Below are 15,753 nucleotides of genomic sequence, written 5' to 3' on the forward strand. Positions count from 1 at the left end.
ACCGACCACGTCGAGCGTGTTCAGCGTGCGCTCCCCGGTGTCGCGCGGGTCACCGATCATCCCGGTGGCGCCGCCGGCCAGCACGATCGGCCGGTGCCCGGCGCGCTGGAACCGGCTCAGCATCAGCAGCGGAACCAGGTTGCCCGCGTGCAGGCTGGGCGCGGTCGGGTCGAAGCCGCAATAGAGCGTGAGCGGGCCCTGGTCCAGGTCTCGGCGCAGGGCGTCGACGTCGGTGGACTGCGCGATCAGGCCGCGCCAGGACAGTTCGTCAAGGATGTGCTCACTCACGCCCTGAATGATCCCCCACCAGCGCAATCGGATTCCGGGCGGGCTCACCGCCCCGGCCGCACCCGCCCGCCTCGCCGGTAGGTCGACACCGCGGGCGAGCCGTCCACCCAGAACCGCCACGGGGTGTCCATCGCCGCGGCGACGCCGACCCGCGGGCCGGTGCGGATCTCGCTGGTGGGGACGCGCTCCCCAGTCAGCAACCGCACCGGCGAACCGGGGTCGAGCAGGTCGGTGCCGTTGTGCGCGCGGTCAAGGCCGAGCGCCGAGGTGAGGATCGCCGGGCCGTTCGCGACCGTGGCGGAGCGGGCCTTCGGCCGTCTGGCACGGACGACGTCGGCGCCTTCGACGACCTCGGCCGCGCGCAGCAACACCGCGCCGGGCACCCCGTCCGTGGCGCACACCACGTTGGCGCAGAAGTGCATCCCGTAGACGAAGTACACGTACAGGTGACCCGCCGGGCCCCACATCACGTCGTTGCGCGGAGTCCGGCCGCGGTAGCAGTGCGACGCCGGATCGTCGTGGCCGCGATAGGCCTCCACCTCGACCAGGCGCACACGGACCGTGCCGTCGGGGCCGTCGGCCTCGATCTCGCAGCCCAGCAGGAACGGTGCCGCGACGACCGGGTCGATGGCCAGTTCGTCCGCGGTGACCAGTCGCCCCGTCATTTCAGCACCAGCGCGCCCGAAGTGGTGGCGAACTCGGCCACCAGGGCCGGTTCGGCTGCCTTCGTCACCGCGAGTTCGGTGTCCAGCGCGGCGAACACCGGGGCGAAGCTCGCCGGATCGGGGTGCTCGCCACGCAGTGAGATCAGGCGCGTGCCGGTCACGGCGGTGCGCGACGGGTGTGGTGTGTCGCCCCAGCCGATCACGAACGGCACGAGCCCGCCGCGATCGTCCGGCGGGAAGGCCAGCCGCCAGGACAGCAGCACACCGTCGGGACGGCGGCGGGACATCGGCACGGCGTCGCCGGGTTCGTGCCCGGCCACGCGGGCGCGGTCCAGTGCCGCATCGAGGTCCGGCACCTGGATCGCCCAGGTCACCAGCCTGGGCGCGGTGAGTTCGTCGATGCCGAAGGGCCGGGGTGTGGCCGGCTCGGGCTGCTCCGGGTCCGGGCCGATGACCTCCAGGAACGCGTTCTCGCCGAGTGCGGCGAGGTGGTTGCGCGTGCCCAGGCCGGGGTGCGGCCCGCCGGGACTCAGCGTGATTCCGCGTTCGGCCAGGTCGTCGACCGTCCTGGCGAGGTCCGGTGTCGCGTAGACCAGGTGATCCAGCACCGCGCTCCCCTCTTCGTGTCCGTTTTCCCCCTGACGAGCCTAGCCAGCGTGAGTTTTGAGCAATCGCTCAACTCGGGCTACAGTGATTTGAGCGGTCGCTCAAGAGGAGGCGTGATGGCCCGGATCGAGGTGGAGACGAGCATCCGGACGGACCTCGGCACACTCTGGCGCTACACCCAGGACCCGGCGCTGCACCAGCGCTGGGACCTGCGGTTCGCCGAAATCGTGCCGCTGGCGCCCGGCCGGTTCCGGTACACCAGCCGCTTCCTCGGCGTGGCGGTGACCGGGGTGGGCACGCACGCCGGCGAACGGCACCGGCCGGACGGCGGCTGCACTTCGGCGCTGGAGTTCCGCTCGGCCGATCCGCTGTCGCTCATCCGCCAGGGCTCGGGGTACTGGCGGTACGCACCGGAGCCGGATGGCGTCCGTTTCACCACCGGCTTCGACTACACGACGCGCTGGGGCGCGCTCGGCGACGCGGCCGACCGGGTCTTCCGGCCGGTCTTCGCCCGGCTCACCGCGCACTCGTTCGAACTGCTCCGCCGCTGGCTCGAAGACGGTGTCGAGCCGGAAGGACAAAGGAGGCGACTTGACCATCTTCGAACAAGCTTTCGGTGCTGACTTCCCGCGCCTGCACCCGCGGGTGCGGCAGCGGCTCAGCCTGGGCACCGCGTCCGGGACCGGCATGATCGGACGCGGGGTGATGGAGCGGATCTGGCGTGGTCCGGCGTTCACCGCGCCGTTCCTGCGACTGGGCACCACCCGGCACATCCTCTTCCCCGAACAGGGCCACGACGTGCCGTTCACCATCGAGAACTACCCGTACGCGGACTCTTTCGGCCGCGAGACGCTGTCGTTCGTGCGCACCTTCGAACTCCCCGGCAGGCGGCGGCGGTTCGACGCGCAGATGGTGCTCGACCCGAGGAGCGGGCGCATCGTCGACTACCTCGGCACGCACCAGCACGTGGCGACCGACCTGCGGCCGGAGGTGCGCGGCGACGGTGGATTCCGGCTCACCTCGGGAGAGTTCCGGCTGCACGAAGGTCCACTGCGGACGGTGCTGCCGCCGCGGATCGCCGGCACCGCGGTGGTCGAGGAGTGGTTCGACGAGGACCTCGGGCAGTTCCGGATCGAGGTGGTGGTGGCCAACCCGCGGTTCGGCCCGGTGTTCGGCTACCACGGCCGGTTCACCGCCACCTTCGTCGAGCAGAGGGTGAGCGGCGCGGTGAAACCCCTGCGCGAGAAGGTGTTGTGGTGAACACCAAGCAACGGCTGGTCGAGGGCGTGCTGGCGGTCATCCGCGGTCAGGGCATCACCGCGGTGTCCGCCCGCTCGGTGGCGGCCGCCGCCGGGGCGAACCAGGCGCTGATCTTCTACCACTTCGGCACCGTGGAGGAACTGATCGCCCAGGCCTGCGTGCAGACCACCGAAGCACGGGTCGCCACCTACCGGGACCGGTTCGCTTCGGTGGCCTCGCTCAGCGAACTGCTCGACCTCGGGCGCGAAATCCACGAGACCGAACGCGCCGACGGCAACCTCGCCGTCCTGGCCCAGGCGCTCGCCGGAGCGCAGAGCGGCGGGCGGCTCGCCGAAGCCACCCGCGAGGCGCTGGGCAAGTGGACGGCCGAGGTGGAGAGCACGCTGGTGCGCGTGCTCGCCGGTTCACCGCTGACCGAGTTCGCCGATCCGGCCGGGCTGGCGCGGGCGACCTCGGCCGGGTTCCTCGGGCTCACGCTGTTCGAGACGGTCGACCAGGAAGGCGGTGAGCAGGCGCTGGGCGCGCTGGCTCAGCTCGCCGCCCTGGCCGACGTGCTAGAAAACCTCGGCCCGATGGCCACCAAGGCCGTGCGGGCGAAACTGCGGTCGGCGGCGAAGAACCGCGCTACTTGAGCCAGTCGCGCAGTCCGCCGATCCGCTGCACCAGTCGCTCGCGTTGTTCGGTGACCCGCACGGGCGCGGTCCCGCCGCGCGCGTCGCGAGAAGCGACCGAGCCTTCGATGGTCAGCACCTCGCGCACGGCGGGGGTGAGCGTGGGGTGAATCTTCGCCAGCTCGTCGTCGGTCAGGTCTTCGAGACCGGCGCCGCGGCCCTCGGCCACGCGGACGCACTCCCCCGCGGCCTCGTGCGCCACACGGAACGGAACCCCTTGGCGCACCAGCCATTCCGCGATGTCGGTGGCCAGGGTGAAGCCCGCGGGCGCCAGTTCGGCGAGGCGGCGGGTGTGGAAGGTGAGCGTGCCGAGCATGCCCGCCAGCGCCGGGAACAGCAGGTCCAGCTGCTCGACCGAGTCGAACACCGGCTCCTTGTCCTCCTGCAGGTCCCGGTTGTAGGCCAGCGGCTGCGCCTTGAGCGTGGCGAGCAGGCCGGTGAGGTTGCCGATCAGCCTGCCGGACTTGCCGCGGGTCAGCTCGGCCACGTCCGGGTTCTTCTTCTGCGGCATGATCGAACTGCCGGTGGCCCAGGCGTCGTCGAGCGTGACGTAGCCGAACTCGGCGGTGTTCCAGATGATCACCTCTTCGGCGATCCGCGACAGGTTCACGCCGAGCATGGCGAGCGCGAAGGCGAACTCGGCGGCGAAGTCCCTCGACGCCGTGCCGTCGATGGAGTTCTCCACGGAGGTGTCGAAGCCCAGTTCCGCGGCCACGGCTTCCGGGTCGAGGCCGAGCGAGGAACCGGCGAGCGCGCCGGAACCGTAGGGCGACTCGGCGGTCCGCGCGTCCCAGTCCCGCAGGCGGCCGACGTCACGCAGCAGCGCGTGCGCGTGGGCCTGGAGGTGGTGCGCGAGCAGCACCGGCTGCGCGTGCTGGAGGTGGGTCCGGCCGGGCAGGATCGCGTCGGCGTTGCGTTCGGCCTGCGACACCAGCGCCTCGACCACGTCGAGCGTGCCCGCGATCATCCGGCGCGCGGCGTCACGCAGATACATCCGGAACAACGTGGCGACCTGGTCGTTGCGCGAACGGCCCGCGCGCAGCTTGCCGCCCAGATCGGCACCCGCACGCTCCAGCAGCCCGCGTTCGAGCGCGGTGTGCACGTCCTCGTCCGCGATCTCCGGACTGAACGCGCCGGACGCCACGTCCTCAGCGAGCGCAGCCAGCGCGGCCAGCATCCCGGTCAGCTCGTCCTCGGTGAGCAGCCCGGCCTTGCGCAGCACCCGGGCGTGCGCCCGCGAACCGGCGATGTCGTACGGTGCCAGCCGCCAGTCGAAGTGCGTCGACAGGCTCAACGCCGCCATCGCCTCGGCCGGTCCGCTGGCGAACCTGCCGCCCCACAACTGGACCGGCTGTTCTTTCGCGCTCACTCGCTCACACTTTCTCGTCGCTGAAGTCGTCGTTCGCCGGGCACCCTACTCACTCCTCGGGAGTGGACGAGCGGTCCGCCAGCTCGGCGAACCGCTCGGCCAGGCCCTTGCCGGTCAGCGGCTCGCGCGCGATGACCGCCACGGTGTCGTCGCCGGCGATGGAACCGACGACCTCCTCCAGCGCGGCCCGGTCGATCGCGCTGGCGAGGAACTGCGCCGCACCCGGCGGGGTGCGCAGCACCATGAGATTGCCGGAAGCGTCCACCGAGACCATCAGCTCGGCGAGCAGCTTGGCCAGGCGGGAGGTCCCACCCTGGACCCCGCGCACCGGGCTGCCGTCCTCCGGGATCACGTACACCGGCGCACCCGAATCGGCGCCGCGCAACTTCACCGCGCCCAGTTCGTCGAGATCGCGCGACAGGGTCGCCTGGGTGACGTCGGTGCCCTCGGCGGCCAGCAGCTTGGCCAGCTCGGTCTGGCTGCGGATGGCCATCGTGGACACCAGCTCGATGATCCGCGCCTGCCTGGCCGCCCTGCTCATCGGCGTCGCTCGTCGTGCTTGTTCTCGAACAGCCAGACCAGCAGCGCCTTCTGCGCGTGCAGCCGGTTCTCCGCCTCGTCCCACACCGCGCTGGCCGGGCCGTCGAGCACCTCGTCGGTGATCTCCCAGCCGCGGTGCGCGGGCAGGCAGTGCAGCACGATCGCCTCCGGCGCGGCTCGCTCCAGCAGGGCTGCGTTCACCTGGAGCGAGCGGAACGGGCCGACGCGGTCGAGCCCGTCGTTCTCCTGGCCCATCGAGGTCCAGGTGTCGGTGACCAGCACATCGGCCCCGTCGACCGCGGCGTGCGGGTCGGTGAACACGGTCGCGCTGCCCCCGGTCTCGGACGCGCGGTGCTTGGCGTCCAGCATCACCTGCTGGTCCGGCTGGAAACCCTCCGGCGAGACCACGCGGACGTGCAGGCCCGCGGTGGTGCCGCCGAGCAGCAGCGAATGCGCCATGTTGTTGGCGCCGTCGCCGAGGTAGACCAGGGTCAGCCCGGCGAGCTTGCCCTTGCGCTCGCGGATGGTCTGCAGGTCGGTGAGCACCTGGCAGGGGTGGAACTCGTCGGTGAGCGCGTTGATCACCGGAATCCGGGAGACCGCGGCCATCGCGTCCATGCGCTTCTGCGCGAAGGTCCGCCAGACCACGGCGTCGACGTACCGGGAAAGCACCCGCGAGGTGTCCTCGATGGTCTCCTCGCGGCCGAGCTGCATGGACCGGCCGTCGACGATCACCGGGTGCCCGCCGAGCTGGGCGATCCCGACGTCGAAAGAGAGCCGGGTGCGGGTGGAGTTCTTCTCGAAGATGGCCGCGATCGACTTGCCCTCGAGCGCCCGCGAGCTCAGCGGGGCGGCCTTGAGCTGGTCGGCCAGGTCGAGCACGGCGAGCTGCTCGACAGGGGTCAGGTCGTCGTCACGGAGGAAGTGCCTTGGCATGGGTTCAGTCCTGGGTGGTGGTGCCGAGCGCGTCGGGCAGCGCGGCCAGGAAACCGGCCGCCTCCTGCGCGCTCAGGGTCAGCGGGGGTGCCAGGCGGACGGTGTCCGGCTGGATCGGGTTGACCAGGTAACCGGCGTCCTGGGCGGCGGCGGCGACCGCGGCCGAGGCCGGTTCCGCCAGCGTGATGCCGAGCAGCAGCCCGTGGCCGCGCACGCCGGTCACCAGCGGGTGCCCGAGCTGTTCGACGCCGGCGGTGATCTCCTTGCCCAGCGCGGCGACGTGCTCGTTCAGCCCCTCGGCGGCGATGGTGCGGAGCACGGCCAGCCCGGCCGCGCAGGACACCGGGTTGCCGCCGAAGGTGGTGCCGTGGTGGCCGGGGCCGAACAGGTCGGCCGCCGCGCCCACACCGATCACCGCGCCCAGCGGCAGGCCGCCGCCGAGGCCCTTGGCCAGCGTGATCACGTCCGGCACGATGCCGTCGTGCTGGTAGGCGAACCAGGCACCAGTGCGGCCGATGCCGGTCTGCACCTCGTCGAGCACCAGCAGCGCGCCGGCCGCTTCGGTGATCTCCCTGGCCGCGCGCAGGTAGCCGTCCGGCGCGGGCACCACACCGCCCTCGCCGAGGATCGGCTCCAGGAAGACCGCGGCGGTGTCGGTGTCCACCGCGGCCCGCAGCGCGTCGACGTCACCGAACGGGACGTGTTCGACGCCCGGCACCAGCGGTACGAACGGCTCCTTCTTCGCGGGCTGCCCGGTGAGCGACAGCGCGCCCATGGTCCGGCCGTGGAAGGCGCCCTCGCAGGCGATCACCTTGGTGCGGCCGGTGCGCCTGCTGATCTTGAGCGCGGCTTCGTTGGCCTCGGCACCGGAGTTGACGAACAGGACCTTGCCGCCGCCCCGCAGGCCGGCCACGTCGAGCAGTGCCTCGGCCAGCTCGACGGTCACCGGGTTGATGTAGAGGTTCGAGGTGTGCCCGAGCTGCTTGACCTGCGTGGTCACCGCCTCGACCACCGCCGGGTGGGCGTGCCCGAGCGCGTTGACCGCGATGCCGCCGATCATGTCCACATAGGACTTGCCGTCGGCGTCCCACACCGTCGCACCCTCGCCGCGCACCAGGGTGAGCTTCGGGGTGCCGTAGTTGTCCATCAGCGCGGAGCGCCAGCGCGCCTGACCGTCCTCATTGGACTCGATGGTCGTCATCCCGGCTCTCCTTCCCGCAGCACCATGGTGCCGATCCCCTGGCTGGTGAACACTTCGAGCAGCACCGAGTGCGCGATGCGCCCGTCGATCACGTGCGCCCGCCGGACCCCGCCGCGGATGGCGCGCACGCAGGCCTCCATCTTCGGGATCATGCCGCTGGCCAGCCCCGGCAGGAGCTGCTCCAGCCGGTCCACCCGGATCCGGTCCACCAGCGAGGACCGGTCGGGCCAGTTCGCGTAGAGGCCCTCGACGTCGGTGAGCACCACCAGCTTCTCGGCACCGAGCGCGGCGGCCAGCGCACCGGCGGCGGTGTCGGCGTTGACGTTGTGCACCACGCCGTCCACGTCCGGGGCGACCGTGGAGACCACCGGGATGCGGCCCGCGTTCACGATGTCGAGCACCGCGTCCGGGTTGACCGAGGCCACCTCGCCGACCAGGCCGATGTCCACCGCCTCGCCGTCCACCGTGGCCTGCTTGCGTTCCGCGGTGAACAGCCGCGCGTCCTCACCGGAGATGCCGACCGCGTACGGGCCGTGTGCGTTGATCAGGCCGACCAGCTCGCGGCTGACCTGCCCGACCAGCACCATGCGCACGATGTCCATGGTCTCCGGCGTGGTGACCCGCAGGCCGCCCTTGAACTCGCCTTCGATGCCGAGCCGCCCGAGCATCGCGCTGATCTGCGGCCCGCCGCCGTGCACCACCACCGGGCGCAGCCCGGCGAGGCGGAGGAACACCATGTCCTCGGCGAAGGCGCGCTTGAGCTCGTCGTCGATCATCGCGTTGCCGCCGTACTTGACCACGACGGTGGCCCCGTGGAACCGCTGCAGCCACGGCAGCGCCTCGACCAGCACACCCGCCTTCTCGGCGGCCGTGGTCAGCCGTTCGTCGGCGCTGATCACCGATTCGGACGGGGTCACGTCGAGTACGCCGAGTTCTCGTGCACGTAGGCGTGCGTGAGGTCGTTCGTCCAGATGGTGGCCGCGGCCACGCCCGCCTTGAGGTCGACGGTCACGGTCACCTCGCGCGGGTTCAGGTCCACCTTTTCGCGTGGCTCACCCGGTTCACCACCGCGGCACACCCAGACACCGTTGAACGCCACGTCGAGGCGGTCCGGCTCGAACACCGCCTCGGTGGTGCCGACCGAGGCGAGGATGCGGCCCCAGTTCGGGTCCTTGCCGAACACCGCGGTCTTGAACAGGTTGCTGCGGGCGATGGCCCGGCCCACGTCCACCGCGTCCTGCTCGGTGGCCGCGTTCACCACCTCGATGCTGATGTCGTGGTCGGCGCCCTCGGCGTCGGCGAGCAGTTGCTGGGCGAGGTCGTGGCAGAGGTCGCGCAGCACCTCGCCGAACTCGTTCGGCCCCGGCTTCACCCCGGAGGACCCGCTGCACAGCAGGACCACGGTGTCGTTGGTGGACATGCAGCCGTCGGAATCGAGCCGGTCGAAGGTGAGCCGGGTGGCTTCGCGCAGCGCGGCGTCCGCGGTGGCCGCGTCCACGTCGGCGTCGGTGGTGAGGACCACGAGCATGGTGGCGAGCGCGGGGGCCAGCATGCCCGCCCCCTTGGCGATGCCGCCGATGCGGAAACCCTTGCCCTCGTACACCGCCTCCTTGGCCCGGGTGTCGGTGGTCATGATGGCCTCGGCGGCGGCCGGGCCGCCGTCCGCCGACAACGCCTCGACGGCGGCGTCGATCCCGGTGCGCAGCTTGTCCGCCTGCAACTGCTCGCCGATCAGGCCGGTCGAGCAGACGACCACCTCGACGGCGCCGAGGCCCAGCCGGGCGGCGACCTGCTCGGCGGCGCTGTGCGTGTTCTGGAACCCCTGCGGGCCGGTGTAGCAGTTGGCGCCACCGGAGTTGAGCACGACCGCGCGGGCGCGGCCGTCGTCGAGCGCGCGCTCGCTCCACAGGACCGGGTTGGCCTTGCAGCGGTTCGTGGTGAACACGGCCGCGGCCACGTCGGACGGGCCCTCGTTGACCACGAGGGCGACGTCGGGTTTGCCGCTGGGCTTGAGGCCCGCGGTCACCCCGGCGGCCCGGAAGCCCTGCGGCGCGGTGATCGTCATGGTGCTACTCCCACTGTGGAAAGTCCGGTGGTCTCGTCAAAACCCAGTGCCAGGTTCGCCGACTGCACCGCGCCCCCGGCGGTGCCCTTGGTCAGGTTGTCCAGCGCGGCGATGACCACCAGGCGCCGGGCGTCGGCGTCCACGGTCACCTGCAACTGCACGGCGTTCGAGCCCAGCACGGCGGCGGTGGCCGGCCAGCTGCCCTCCGGCAGCAGGTGCACGAACGGCTCGTCGTGGTAGGCCTTCTCGTACTCGGCCCTGATCGCGTCAGCATCCACAGCGCCCAAGTCCGAGCGCAGGGGCGCGCTCGCCGTGGTCAGGATCCCGCGCGGCATCGGGGCGAGCACCGGCGTGAACGAGACGGTCACCCGCTCGCCCGCGACCAGCCCGAGGTTCTGCGCGAACTCCGGCGTGTGCCGATGCGCTCCGCCGACGCCGTACGCGCTGGCCGAGCCCATCACCTCGGAGCCGAGCAGGTGCGGCTTGGCGCTCTTGCCCGCACCCGAGGTGCCGGTCACCGAGACGAAGTGCGCCTCCGGCTCGACCAGCCCCGCGGCGAAAGCGGGCGCGAGCGCCAGCGAGCCACCGGTCGGGAAGCAGCCGGGCACGGCGATCCGCTTGGTGCCGTACAGCTTCTCCCTGGCGCCGGGCAGTTCGGGCAGGCCGTAGGGCCAGGTGCCCGCGTGCTCGCCGCTGTACCAGCGCTGCCAGTCCGAGGCGTCGCGCAGCCGGTGGTCGGCACCGAGGTCGACCACCAGCACCTCCTCACCGAGCTGCGCGGCGATCTCGCCGGAATGCCCGTGGGGCAGGGCGAGGAACACCACGTCGTGCCCGGCAAGCGTGTCCGCCGTCGTCTCGGCGAGCACCCGGTCGGCGAGCGGCACGAGGTGCGGCTGGTGCTTGCCCAGCCGGTCCCCCGCGCTGCTCGCCGCCGTGAGCGCGCCGATTTCGATCTCCGGGTGGACCAGCAGCAGGCGCAGGAGTTCGCCCCCCGCGTACCCGCTGGCACCGGCCACCGCCGCCTTCACCGTCATACGCATGATTATGCACGCCGACGCAATCCTAAACAAACTGGGCTGGAGCGTGGCGGGCCTTCCTCCCGCCGGTGGGCCGGTCGCACGCGGGGCCGCGCGGAGTCACGGACCTGGTGGATCCTCCCCTCGGCGGCTGGGTGGTTCCGGCAGGTGGGCGCCCCGGACCTCCGGATCGCAGCCCACCCTGGGCAGGCGGGCGCGGATGCTGCCCGGGCTGCGGCCGAAGTCCGCCGCGATCGCCTCGACCGGTTCGCCGGCCAGCCAGCGGCGTTCGAGGTCGGCGTCCTGCTCGGCCGACCACGGTTGCCCCCGCTGGGCCGGCCGTGGACCTGGTCTTCGTGCGCCGGACCGGCCGAGCGCGCCCGCCGAGCGCAGGGCCCTGGAGAGCACGGTGGCCAGCGTGGCCGCGGCCGTGGGGTCGAGTTCGAGGCGCCCGTCCGCGACGGGCTCGCCCTGCGGGCCGGTGGCGTTGACGTCCACCACCACCCGCGGCGGGTCCGCCTCCGGCAGGGAGGCCGCCTCGACGGTGTAGGTACCGGTTTCGGTCCGGATCTGGGTCCGGTGCTGTTCGGAAACTGTCACGCGCCGGACGCTAGCCACGGGGTCCGACAGTTTGCGGACACCGGCGGTGATCGGGTGCTCGCGGAGCGCGGTGGCGGGAAAGTGTCGGTCGGGGTGCTTAGGGTGAGCGGTCCGAGGGGAAGGACGGTTATGACCGCAGAACTGGTGGCGGCCGCACGGGCCGGGCTCGCCGAACTGGGCGACGCGGCCAAGGCACCGCAGATGCAGCGGTACATGAAGTCGGCGATGCCCTTCCGCGGGGTGCCCACGCCTGCCCGGCGGAAGCTGGCGAACCGGTTGTTCCGGGCGCACCCACTGGCGGACGTCGCCGAGTTCACCGCGGTCACGCTGCAGTTGTGGCGTGAGGCCGAGTACCGGGAGGAGCGGTACCTGGCGATCGACCTGACCGGGCACGGCGCCTACCGGGGCTGGCAGTCCGCCGATCTGCTCGAGTTGTACGAGGAGCTGATCGTCACCGGGGCGTGGTGGGACTACGTGGACGAGGTGGCCATCCGCCGGATCGGCCCGCTGCTGCGAGCCGAGCCGCGCGTGCTGAAGCCGGTGCTGCTGGAGTGGTCCACCGGCCAGGACCGGTGGCGGCGCCGCACCTCGATCATCTGCCAGATCGGGGCGAAGGCCGCCACCGACACCGAACTGCTCACGCGAGCCATCGAAGCCAGCATCGGCGAGCCGGACTTCTTCCTGCGCAAGGGGATCGGCTGGGCCCTGCGGGAACTGGCGAAGACCGACCCGGAGTGGGTACTGGCCTTCGCCGAGAACCACGGCGGCCTCTCCCCGCTGTCGCGAAGGGAGGCGCTCAAGCACCTGAAAAACTGAAAACGGCGTCAGGCGCGCAGGGTGACCCCGAACCGCTCGGCGGCCGCGGCGACAGCGGCGTCCCTGGCGGCAGTGGCCTCTTCGACCTTGAGCGTGCGGTCCGGCGCGCGGAACCGCAGCTTGTAGGCGAGGGAGCGCTTGCCGGCTTCGAACTGCTCGCCGCTGTAGACGTCGAACAGCGCGATGTTCTCGAGCAGTTCGCCGCCACCACCGCGCAGCGTCTCGGCCAGCTCGGCCGAGGGCACGGAGCTGTCGGCGACCAGTGCCACGTCCAGCAGCACCGGCGGGTACGGCGAGACGGCGGGCGCCGGGCGGCGCTCGACCAGCGGGATCGCGTCGAGGTCCAGCTCCATCGCCACCGTGCGCTTGGGCAGGCCGAGTGCGTCGATCACCTTGGGGTGCAGCTCACCGGCGTGGCCGACCGGCCAGTCACCGGCGAACAGCCGGGCGCAGCGGCCGGGGTGCCAGGGCAGCAGGTCCGCCGAGCGGGCCTCCAGCTCGACGCCGGCGGCCGCGGCGACGGTGCGGGCGGCTTCGATGGCGTCCGCCCACGAGGCCATCGCGCCTTCGCCCCACCAGCCGGGGCGTTCGCGGTGACCGGTCGCGACCACGGCGACGTGCACCGGCTGCGCGGGCACGGCGGCCTCGAGCGCGGCCAGCTCCTCGTCGGCGGGGCGCTGCCCCACGCCGACCGCGGGCATCGCGGTCTGCTTGCCCGCGGGCAGCACGACCTGGCCGACCTGGTAGAGGCCGACGTCGCGGAAGCCGCGGGAAACGTTGCGCTGCAAGGTTTCCAGCAGACCGGGCAGCAGCGAGGTGGCCAGCTGGTCCTTGTCGGACTCCAGCGGGTTGAGCACCTTCACCGCGTTGCGGCGCACGTCGTCCTCGGGCAGCCCGAAAGCGTCCCAAGTGGACTTCGCGACGAACGGGAAGGGCAGCACCTCGACGTAACCGGCCGCGGCCAGCGAACGCGAGACGGTGCGGCGGCGGCGCTGGGCCTCGGTCAGCCCGGAACCGGCCGGGGCGGTCGGCAGCTCCGACGGGATGCTGTCGTAGCCCTCCAGCCGGAGCACCTCCTCGACCAGGTCGGCGGGCTGCACCAGGTCACCGCGCCAGCTCGGCGGCACGGCGGTGACCAGCGCGTTCCCGTCGTCGGAGGTGCCGATGCCGACCTTGCAGCCGATCTGGGTGAGCCTGCGCGCGGTGACCCCGCGGTCGTAGCGCACACCGGCCACCTCGTCCGGCAGGCTCATCGGCATGGTGATCGGCGTGGGCTGCGGGGCCTGCCCGGCGTCGGTGCGGCCCGGCTGGATGCGGCCTTCGCCGTACTGGCGCAGCAACCGCGCCGCCAGCTCCACCGCCACGGGCGGGAGCTGCGGGTCGGTGAACCGCTCGAACCGCTTGGCCGCCTCGGAGAACAGCTTGTGCCGGCGCGCGGTCCGGCTGATCGACGACGGGTCCCAGTGCGCGGCTTCGAGCAGCACGTCCGTGCTTTCCGGGGTGATCTCCGTGCTCGCGCCGCCCATGGTGCCCGCCAGCGAGATGACGCCGGAGTCGTCGGCGATGACGATGTCGTCGCCGTCCAGCTCGCGCTCGGCGTCGTCCAGCGTGGTCAGCTTCTCGCCCGGCTTCGCCCGGCGGACGACCAGCTCGCCCTGCACCGCGCTGGTGTCGAAGGCGTGCAGCGGGTGACCCAGTTCGAGCATGACGTAGTTGGTCACGTCCACGGCCAGCGAGATCGGGCGCATCCCGGCCAGCAGCAGGCGGCGGCGCATCCACCACGGCGTCGGCGCGGAGGCGTCCAGCCCGGTGACCCGGCGCAGCACGAAGCGCGGGCAGCCTTCGGGGTCCTCGATGCGGACCGGCCACGCCTCACCCTCGGCCACCGGGACTTCGAGCAGTCCCGGGTCGCCGAAGGGTGCGTCGAGCGCGTTCGACAGCTCGCGCGCCAGGCCGCGGATCGACAGCGCGTAGCCGCGGTCCGGCGTCGGCACCAGGTCCAGCACGGTGTCGGCCAGGCCGATCACCTCGGCGGCGTCGTCACCGGGACCGGCTGTCCCCGGCGGCAGCACCAGGATGCCGGAGTGGTCCTCGCCGAGCCCCAGCTCCTTGGCCGAGCAGATCATGCCGTCGCTGATCCGGCCGTAGGTCTTGCGCGAGGCGATGGCGAAACCGCCGGGTAGCACCGCGCCGGGCAGCGCGGCCACCACGAGGTCGCCCTCGGCGAAGTTGCTGGCACCGCAGACGATGCCGCGGGTCCTGATCGCCGAAGGGTCCGGCTCCTCGGTGCCGGTCTCTTCGGGCGCGTGCTCCTCGCCCACCTCGACCCGGCAGAACCGGATCGGCTTCTTGAACCCGGTGAGCTCCTCGATCTCCACGACCCGGCCGATCACCAGCGGGCCGGTGACCGTGTCGAGCGGGTGCATCCCGTCGACCTCGATGCCGATGCGGACGAAGGCGTCGACCAGCTCCTGCGGCCCGACCGCCTCACCGAGTTCGAGGTGCTCGGTCAGCCAGCTGACGGGAACTCGCACTACGCCTCCGTTCCGAAGGGAAGGGTGAACCGGACGTCGCCCTCGACCATGTCGCGCATGTCCGGGATGCCGTTGCGGAACTGCAGGGTGCGCTCCAGGCCCATGCCGAACGCGAAGCCCGAGTAGACCTCGGGGTCGACCCCGCACGACCGCAGCACGTTGGGGTTGACCATGCCGCAGCCGCCCCACTCGACCCAGCCGGGGCCGCCCTTCTTCTGCTCGAACCACACGTCGACCTCGGCCGACGGCTCGGTGAACGGGAAGAAGTGCGGGCGCAGCCGGGTTTTCGAGCTCTCCCCGAACATGGCGCGCGCGAAGGCGTCCAGCGTGCCCTTGAGGTGGGCCATCGTGATGCCCTTGTCCACCGCGAGGCCCTCGACCTGGTGGAACACCGGCGTGTGCGTGGCGTCCAGCTCGTCGGTGCGGTAGGTGCGGCCGGGGCAGACCACGTAGACCGGCAGGTCGCGGTGCAGCAGCGTCCGGGCCTGCACCGGCGAGGTGTGCGTGCGCAGCACCAGGCCGGAGCCCTCCGGCGCCACGTAGAAGGTGTCCGCCAGCTGGCGCGCGGGGTGGTCCTTGCCGAAGTTCAGCGCGTCGAAGTTGAACCACTCGGCTTCCAGCTCGGGCCCGTCGGCGACCTCGTAGCCCATGCCGACGAACACGTCGGCGACCCGCTCGGCGAGCGTGGTCATCGGGTGCCGGGCACCGGCCGAGACCTTGTCCCACGGCAGCGTCACGTCGACGGCTTCTTCGCGCAGCACCCGCTCGTCCCGCTCGACCTGCAGGGTGGCACGGCGCGCGTCGAAGGCGTGCTGGACGGCCGCGCGGGCCTCGTTGACCCGCTTGCCCGCTTCGGCCTTCTCCTGCTTGGAAAGGCCGCCGATCTGCCTGCGGGCGAGCAGCAACGGGGAGTTGTCACCCAGGTGCGCCGGCTTGACCGCGGCGAGGGCGTCGAGGTCCGCGGCCGCGGCGAAGTCCGTGTCCGCGGACTTGACGGCGGCCTGCAGGGTTTCCGGGGCCAGCGCGTCGGCGGTGGCCGGCTCCTGGCTGTCGTTGGCTTCGGACATAGCTCCTCGGCGTCCACTCGGGACGGGTTCGCGGGCGCACGTGCACATTCAGCCGCAGAGTCTAGGCGACCGGCGAATCACCGCGGCGGCTAACCCCTGCTCAACGACGATATCTTGAA

Annotated in this window: 17 protein-coding genes (1 of these 17 cut by a window edge); 4 read left to right on the forward strand and 13 right to left on the reverse strand. The window is 72.0% G+C overall.

Features of this window, described 5'->3' with window-relative positions:
• The 3 genes in view from tyrS to L3Q67_RS40975 are tightly spaced (at most 44 nt apart) and all read right to left on the reverse strand, a layout consistent with a single transcriptional unit that may run on beyond the window.
• Positions 1–288: the 5' portion of a tyrosine--tRNA ligase gene (gene tyrS, locus L3Q67_RS40965; protein ID WP_499186776.1), read on the reverse strand. 987 nt of this gene lie to the left of the window's left edge; the window shows 288 of its 1,275 coding nt (coding positions 1–288); it begins with the start codon at positions 286–288; the stop codon falls past the left edge of the window.
• Between the two features lie 44 nt (positions 289–332).
• On the reverse strand, positions 333–953 hold the full coding sequence (locus L3Q67_RS40970; RefSeq protein WP_499186777.1) for a DNA-3-methyladenine glycosylase: 621 nt from the start codon (positions 951–953) through the stop codon (positions 333–335).
• Positions 950–1,561: a VOC family protein gene (locus L3Q67_RS40975; RefSeq protein ID WP_499186778.1), complete on the reverse strand. Its 612-nt coding sequence runs from the start codon at positions 1,559–1,561 to the stop codon at positions 950–952. The genes L3Q67_RS40970 and L3Q67_RS40975 overlap by 4 nt, the downstream gene beginning before the upstream one ends.
• Positions 1,562–1,675: 114 nt before the next feature.
• Here L3Q67_RS40975 and L3Q67_RS40980 point away from each other — a divergent pair, with 114 nt between their 5' ends.
• Genes L3Q67_RS40980 through L3Q67_RS40990 form a run of 3 tightly spaced genes read left to right on the forward strand, consistent with a single transcriptional unit; the run spans position 1,676 to position 3,451 of the window.
• Entirely contained in the window at positions 1,676–2,182 is a 507-nt protein-coding gene (locus L3Q67_RS40980) for a hypothetical protein (protein ID WP_499186779.1), read from the forward strand.
• Entirely contained in the window at positions 2,151–2,819 is a 669-nt protein-coding gene (locus L3Q67_RS40985) for a DUF4166 domain-containing protein (RefSeq protein ID WP_499186780.1), read from the forward strand. Before L3Q67_RS40980 ends, L3Q67_RS40985 begins: the two co-directional genes overlap by 32 nt.
• On the forward strand, positions 2,816–3,451 hold the full coding sequence (locus tag L3Q67_RS40990; protein ID WP_499186781.1) for a TetR/AcrR family transcriptional regulator: 636 nt from the start codon (positions 2,816–2,818) through the stop codon (positions 3,449–3,451). The genes L3Q67_RS40985 and L3Q67_RS40990 overlap by 4 nt, the downstream gene beginning before the upstream one ends.
• Here L3Q67_RS40990 and argH read toward each other — a convergent pair.
• From argH to L3Q67_RS41030, 8 genes are all read right to left on the reverse strand, one after another.
• Positions 3,444–4,859, reverse strand: coding sequence for an argininosuccinate lyase (gene argH / locus L3Q67_RS40995; protein ID WP_499186782.1), 1,416 nt, complete (start codon positions 4,857–4,859; stop codon positions 3,444–3,446). The genes L3Q67_RS40990 and argH overlap by 8 nt on opposite strands.
• 49 nt (positions 4,860–4,908) lie before the next feature.
• Positions 4,909–5,400 carry an arginine repressor gene (locus tag L3Q67_RS41000; protein ID WP_209665689.1) on the reverse strand — a complete coding sequence of 164 codons (492 nt, stop codon included), beginning with the start codon at positions 5,398–5,400 and terminating at the stop codon, positions 4,909–4,911.
• Positions 5,397–6,335, reverse strand: a complete 939-nt coding sequence (gene argF / locus L3Q67_RS41005) for an ornithine carbamoyltransferase (protein ID WP_499186783.1) — start codon at positions 6,333–6,335, stop codon at positions 5,397–5,399. Before argF ends, L3Q67_RS41000 begins: the two co-directional genes overlap by 4 nt.
• A gap of 4 nt (positions 6,336–6,339) precedes the next feature.
• The gene (locus L3Q67_RS41010; RefSeq protein WP_499186784.1) at positions 6,340–7,536 is read right to left on the reverse strand and encodes an aspartate aminotransferase family protein; all 1,197 of its coding nucleotides are present in this window, start codon (positions 7,534–7,536) and stop codon (positions 6,340–6,342) included.
• Positions 7,533–8,453, reverse strand: a complete 921-nt coding sequence (gene argB, locus L3Q67_RS41015) for an acetylglutamate kinase (protein ID WP_499186785.1) — start codon at positions 8,451–8,453, stop codon at positions 7,533–7,535. Before argB ends, L3Q67_RS41010 begins: the two co-directional genes overlap by 4 nt.
• Positions 8,450–9,601 (reverse strand): bifunctional glutamate N-acetyltransferase/amino-acid acetyltransferase, encoded by a 1,152-nt coding sequence (argJ, locus tag L3Q67_RS41020; protein WP_499186786.1) that lies wholly within the window; start codon positions 9,599–9,601, stop codon positions 8,450–8,452. The genes argB and argJ overlap by 4 nt, the downstream gene beginning before the upstream one ends.
• A complete protein-coding gene (gene argC / locus L3Q67_RS41025) occupies positions 9,598–10,635 on the reverse strand; it encodes an N-acetyl-gamma-glutamyl-phosphate reductase (RefSeq protein ID WP_499186787.1) in 1,038 nt (345 codons plus the stop codon). Before argC ends, argJ begins: the two co-directional genes overlap by 4 nt.
• Before the next feature lie 102 nt (positions 10,636–10,737).
• Positions 10,738–11,217, reverse strand: coding sequence for a helix-turn-helix domain containing protein (locus tag L3Q67_RS41030; protein ID WP_499186788.1), 480 nt, complete (start codon positions 11,215–11,217; stop codon positions 10,738–10,740).
• 129 nt (positions 11,218–11,346) lie between these two features.
• On the opposite strand from L3Q67_RS41030, the gene L3Q67_RS41035 reads away from it, so the two are divergent.
• Positions 11,347–12,033 carry a DNA alkylation repair protein gene (locus L3Q67_RS41035; RefSeq protein WP_499186789.1) on the forward strand — a complete coding sequence of 229 codons (687 nt, stop codon included), beginning with the start codon at positions 11,347–11,349 and terminating at the stop codon, positions 12,031–12,033.
• A gap of 8 nt (positions 12,034–12,041) precedes the next feature.
• Here the strand turns inward: L3Q67_RS41035 and pheT are convergent, their stop codons facing one another.
• Together pheT and pheS are read right to left on the reverse strand one after the other, a co-directional pair.
• Complete coding sequence (pheT, locus tag L3Q67_RS41040; protein ID WP_499186790.1) at positions 12,042–14,567, reverse strand: phenylalanine--tRNA ligase subunit beta; 2,526 nt, start codon at positions 14,565–14,567, stop codon at positions 12,042–12,044.
• Positions 14,567–15,634, reverse strand: coding sequence for a phenylalanine--tRNA ligase subunit alpha (pheS, locus tag L3Q67_RS41045; protein ID WP_499186791.1), 1,068 nt, complete (start codon positions 15,632–15,634; stop codon positions 14,567–14,569). The genes pheT and pheS overlap by 1 nt, the downstream gene beginning before the upstream one ends.
• Between the last annotated feature and the right edge of the window lie 119 nt (positions 15,635–15,753).

The sequence above is a fragment of the Saccharothrix sp. AJ9571 genome (assembly GCF_021725495.1).
In the GTDB taxonomy this organism is placed as follows: domain Bacteria; phylum Actinomycetota; class Actinomycetes; order Mycobacteriales; family Pseudonocardiaceae; genus Amycolatopsis; species Amycolatopsis magusensis.

Bases quoted from the DNA above. Each gene is read 5' to 3' on its own strand.
- L3Q67_RS40970 (WP_499186777.1), bottom strand. From the start codon at position 953: ATGACGGGGCGACTGGTCACCGCGGACGAACTGGCCATCGACCCGGTC.
- L3Q67_RS40980 (WP_499186779.1), top strand. From the start codon at position 1,676: ATGGCCCGGATCGAGGTGGAGACGAGCATCCGGACGGACCTCGGCACA.
- L3Q67_RS41000 (WP_209665689.1), bottom strand. From the start codon at position 5,400: ATGAGCAGGGCGGCCAGGCAGGCGCGGATCATCGAGCTGGTGTCCACG.
- argF (WP_499186783.1), bottom strand. From the start codon at position 6,335: ATGCCAAGGCACTTCCTCCGTGACGACGACCTGACCCCTGTCGAGCAG.
- L3Q67_RS41010 (WP_499186784.1), bottom strand. From the start codon at position 7,536: ATGACGACCATCGAGTCCAATGAGGACGGTCAGGCGCGCTGGCGCTCC.
- argJ (WP_499186786.1), bottom strand. From the start codon at position 9,601: ATGACGATCACCGCGCCGCAGGGCTTCCGGGCCGCCGGGGTGACCGCG.
- argC (WP_499186787.1), bottom strand. From the start codon at position 10,635: ATGACGGTGAAGGCGGCGGTGGCCGGTGCCAGCGGGTACGCGGGGGGC.
- L3Q67_RS41035 (WP_499186789.1), top strand. From the start codon at position 11,347: ATGACCGCAGAACTGGTGGCGGCCGCACGGGCCGGGCTCGCCGAACTG.
- pheS (WP_499186791.1), bottom strand. From the start codon at position 15,634: ATGTCCGAAGCCAACGACAGCCAGGAGCCGGCCACCGCCGACGCGCTG.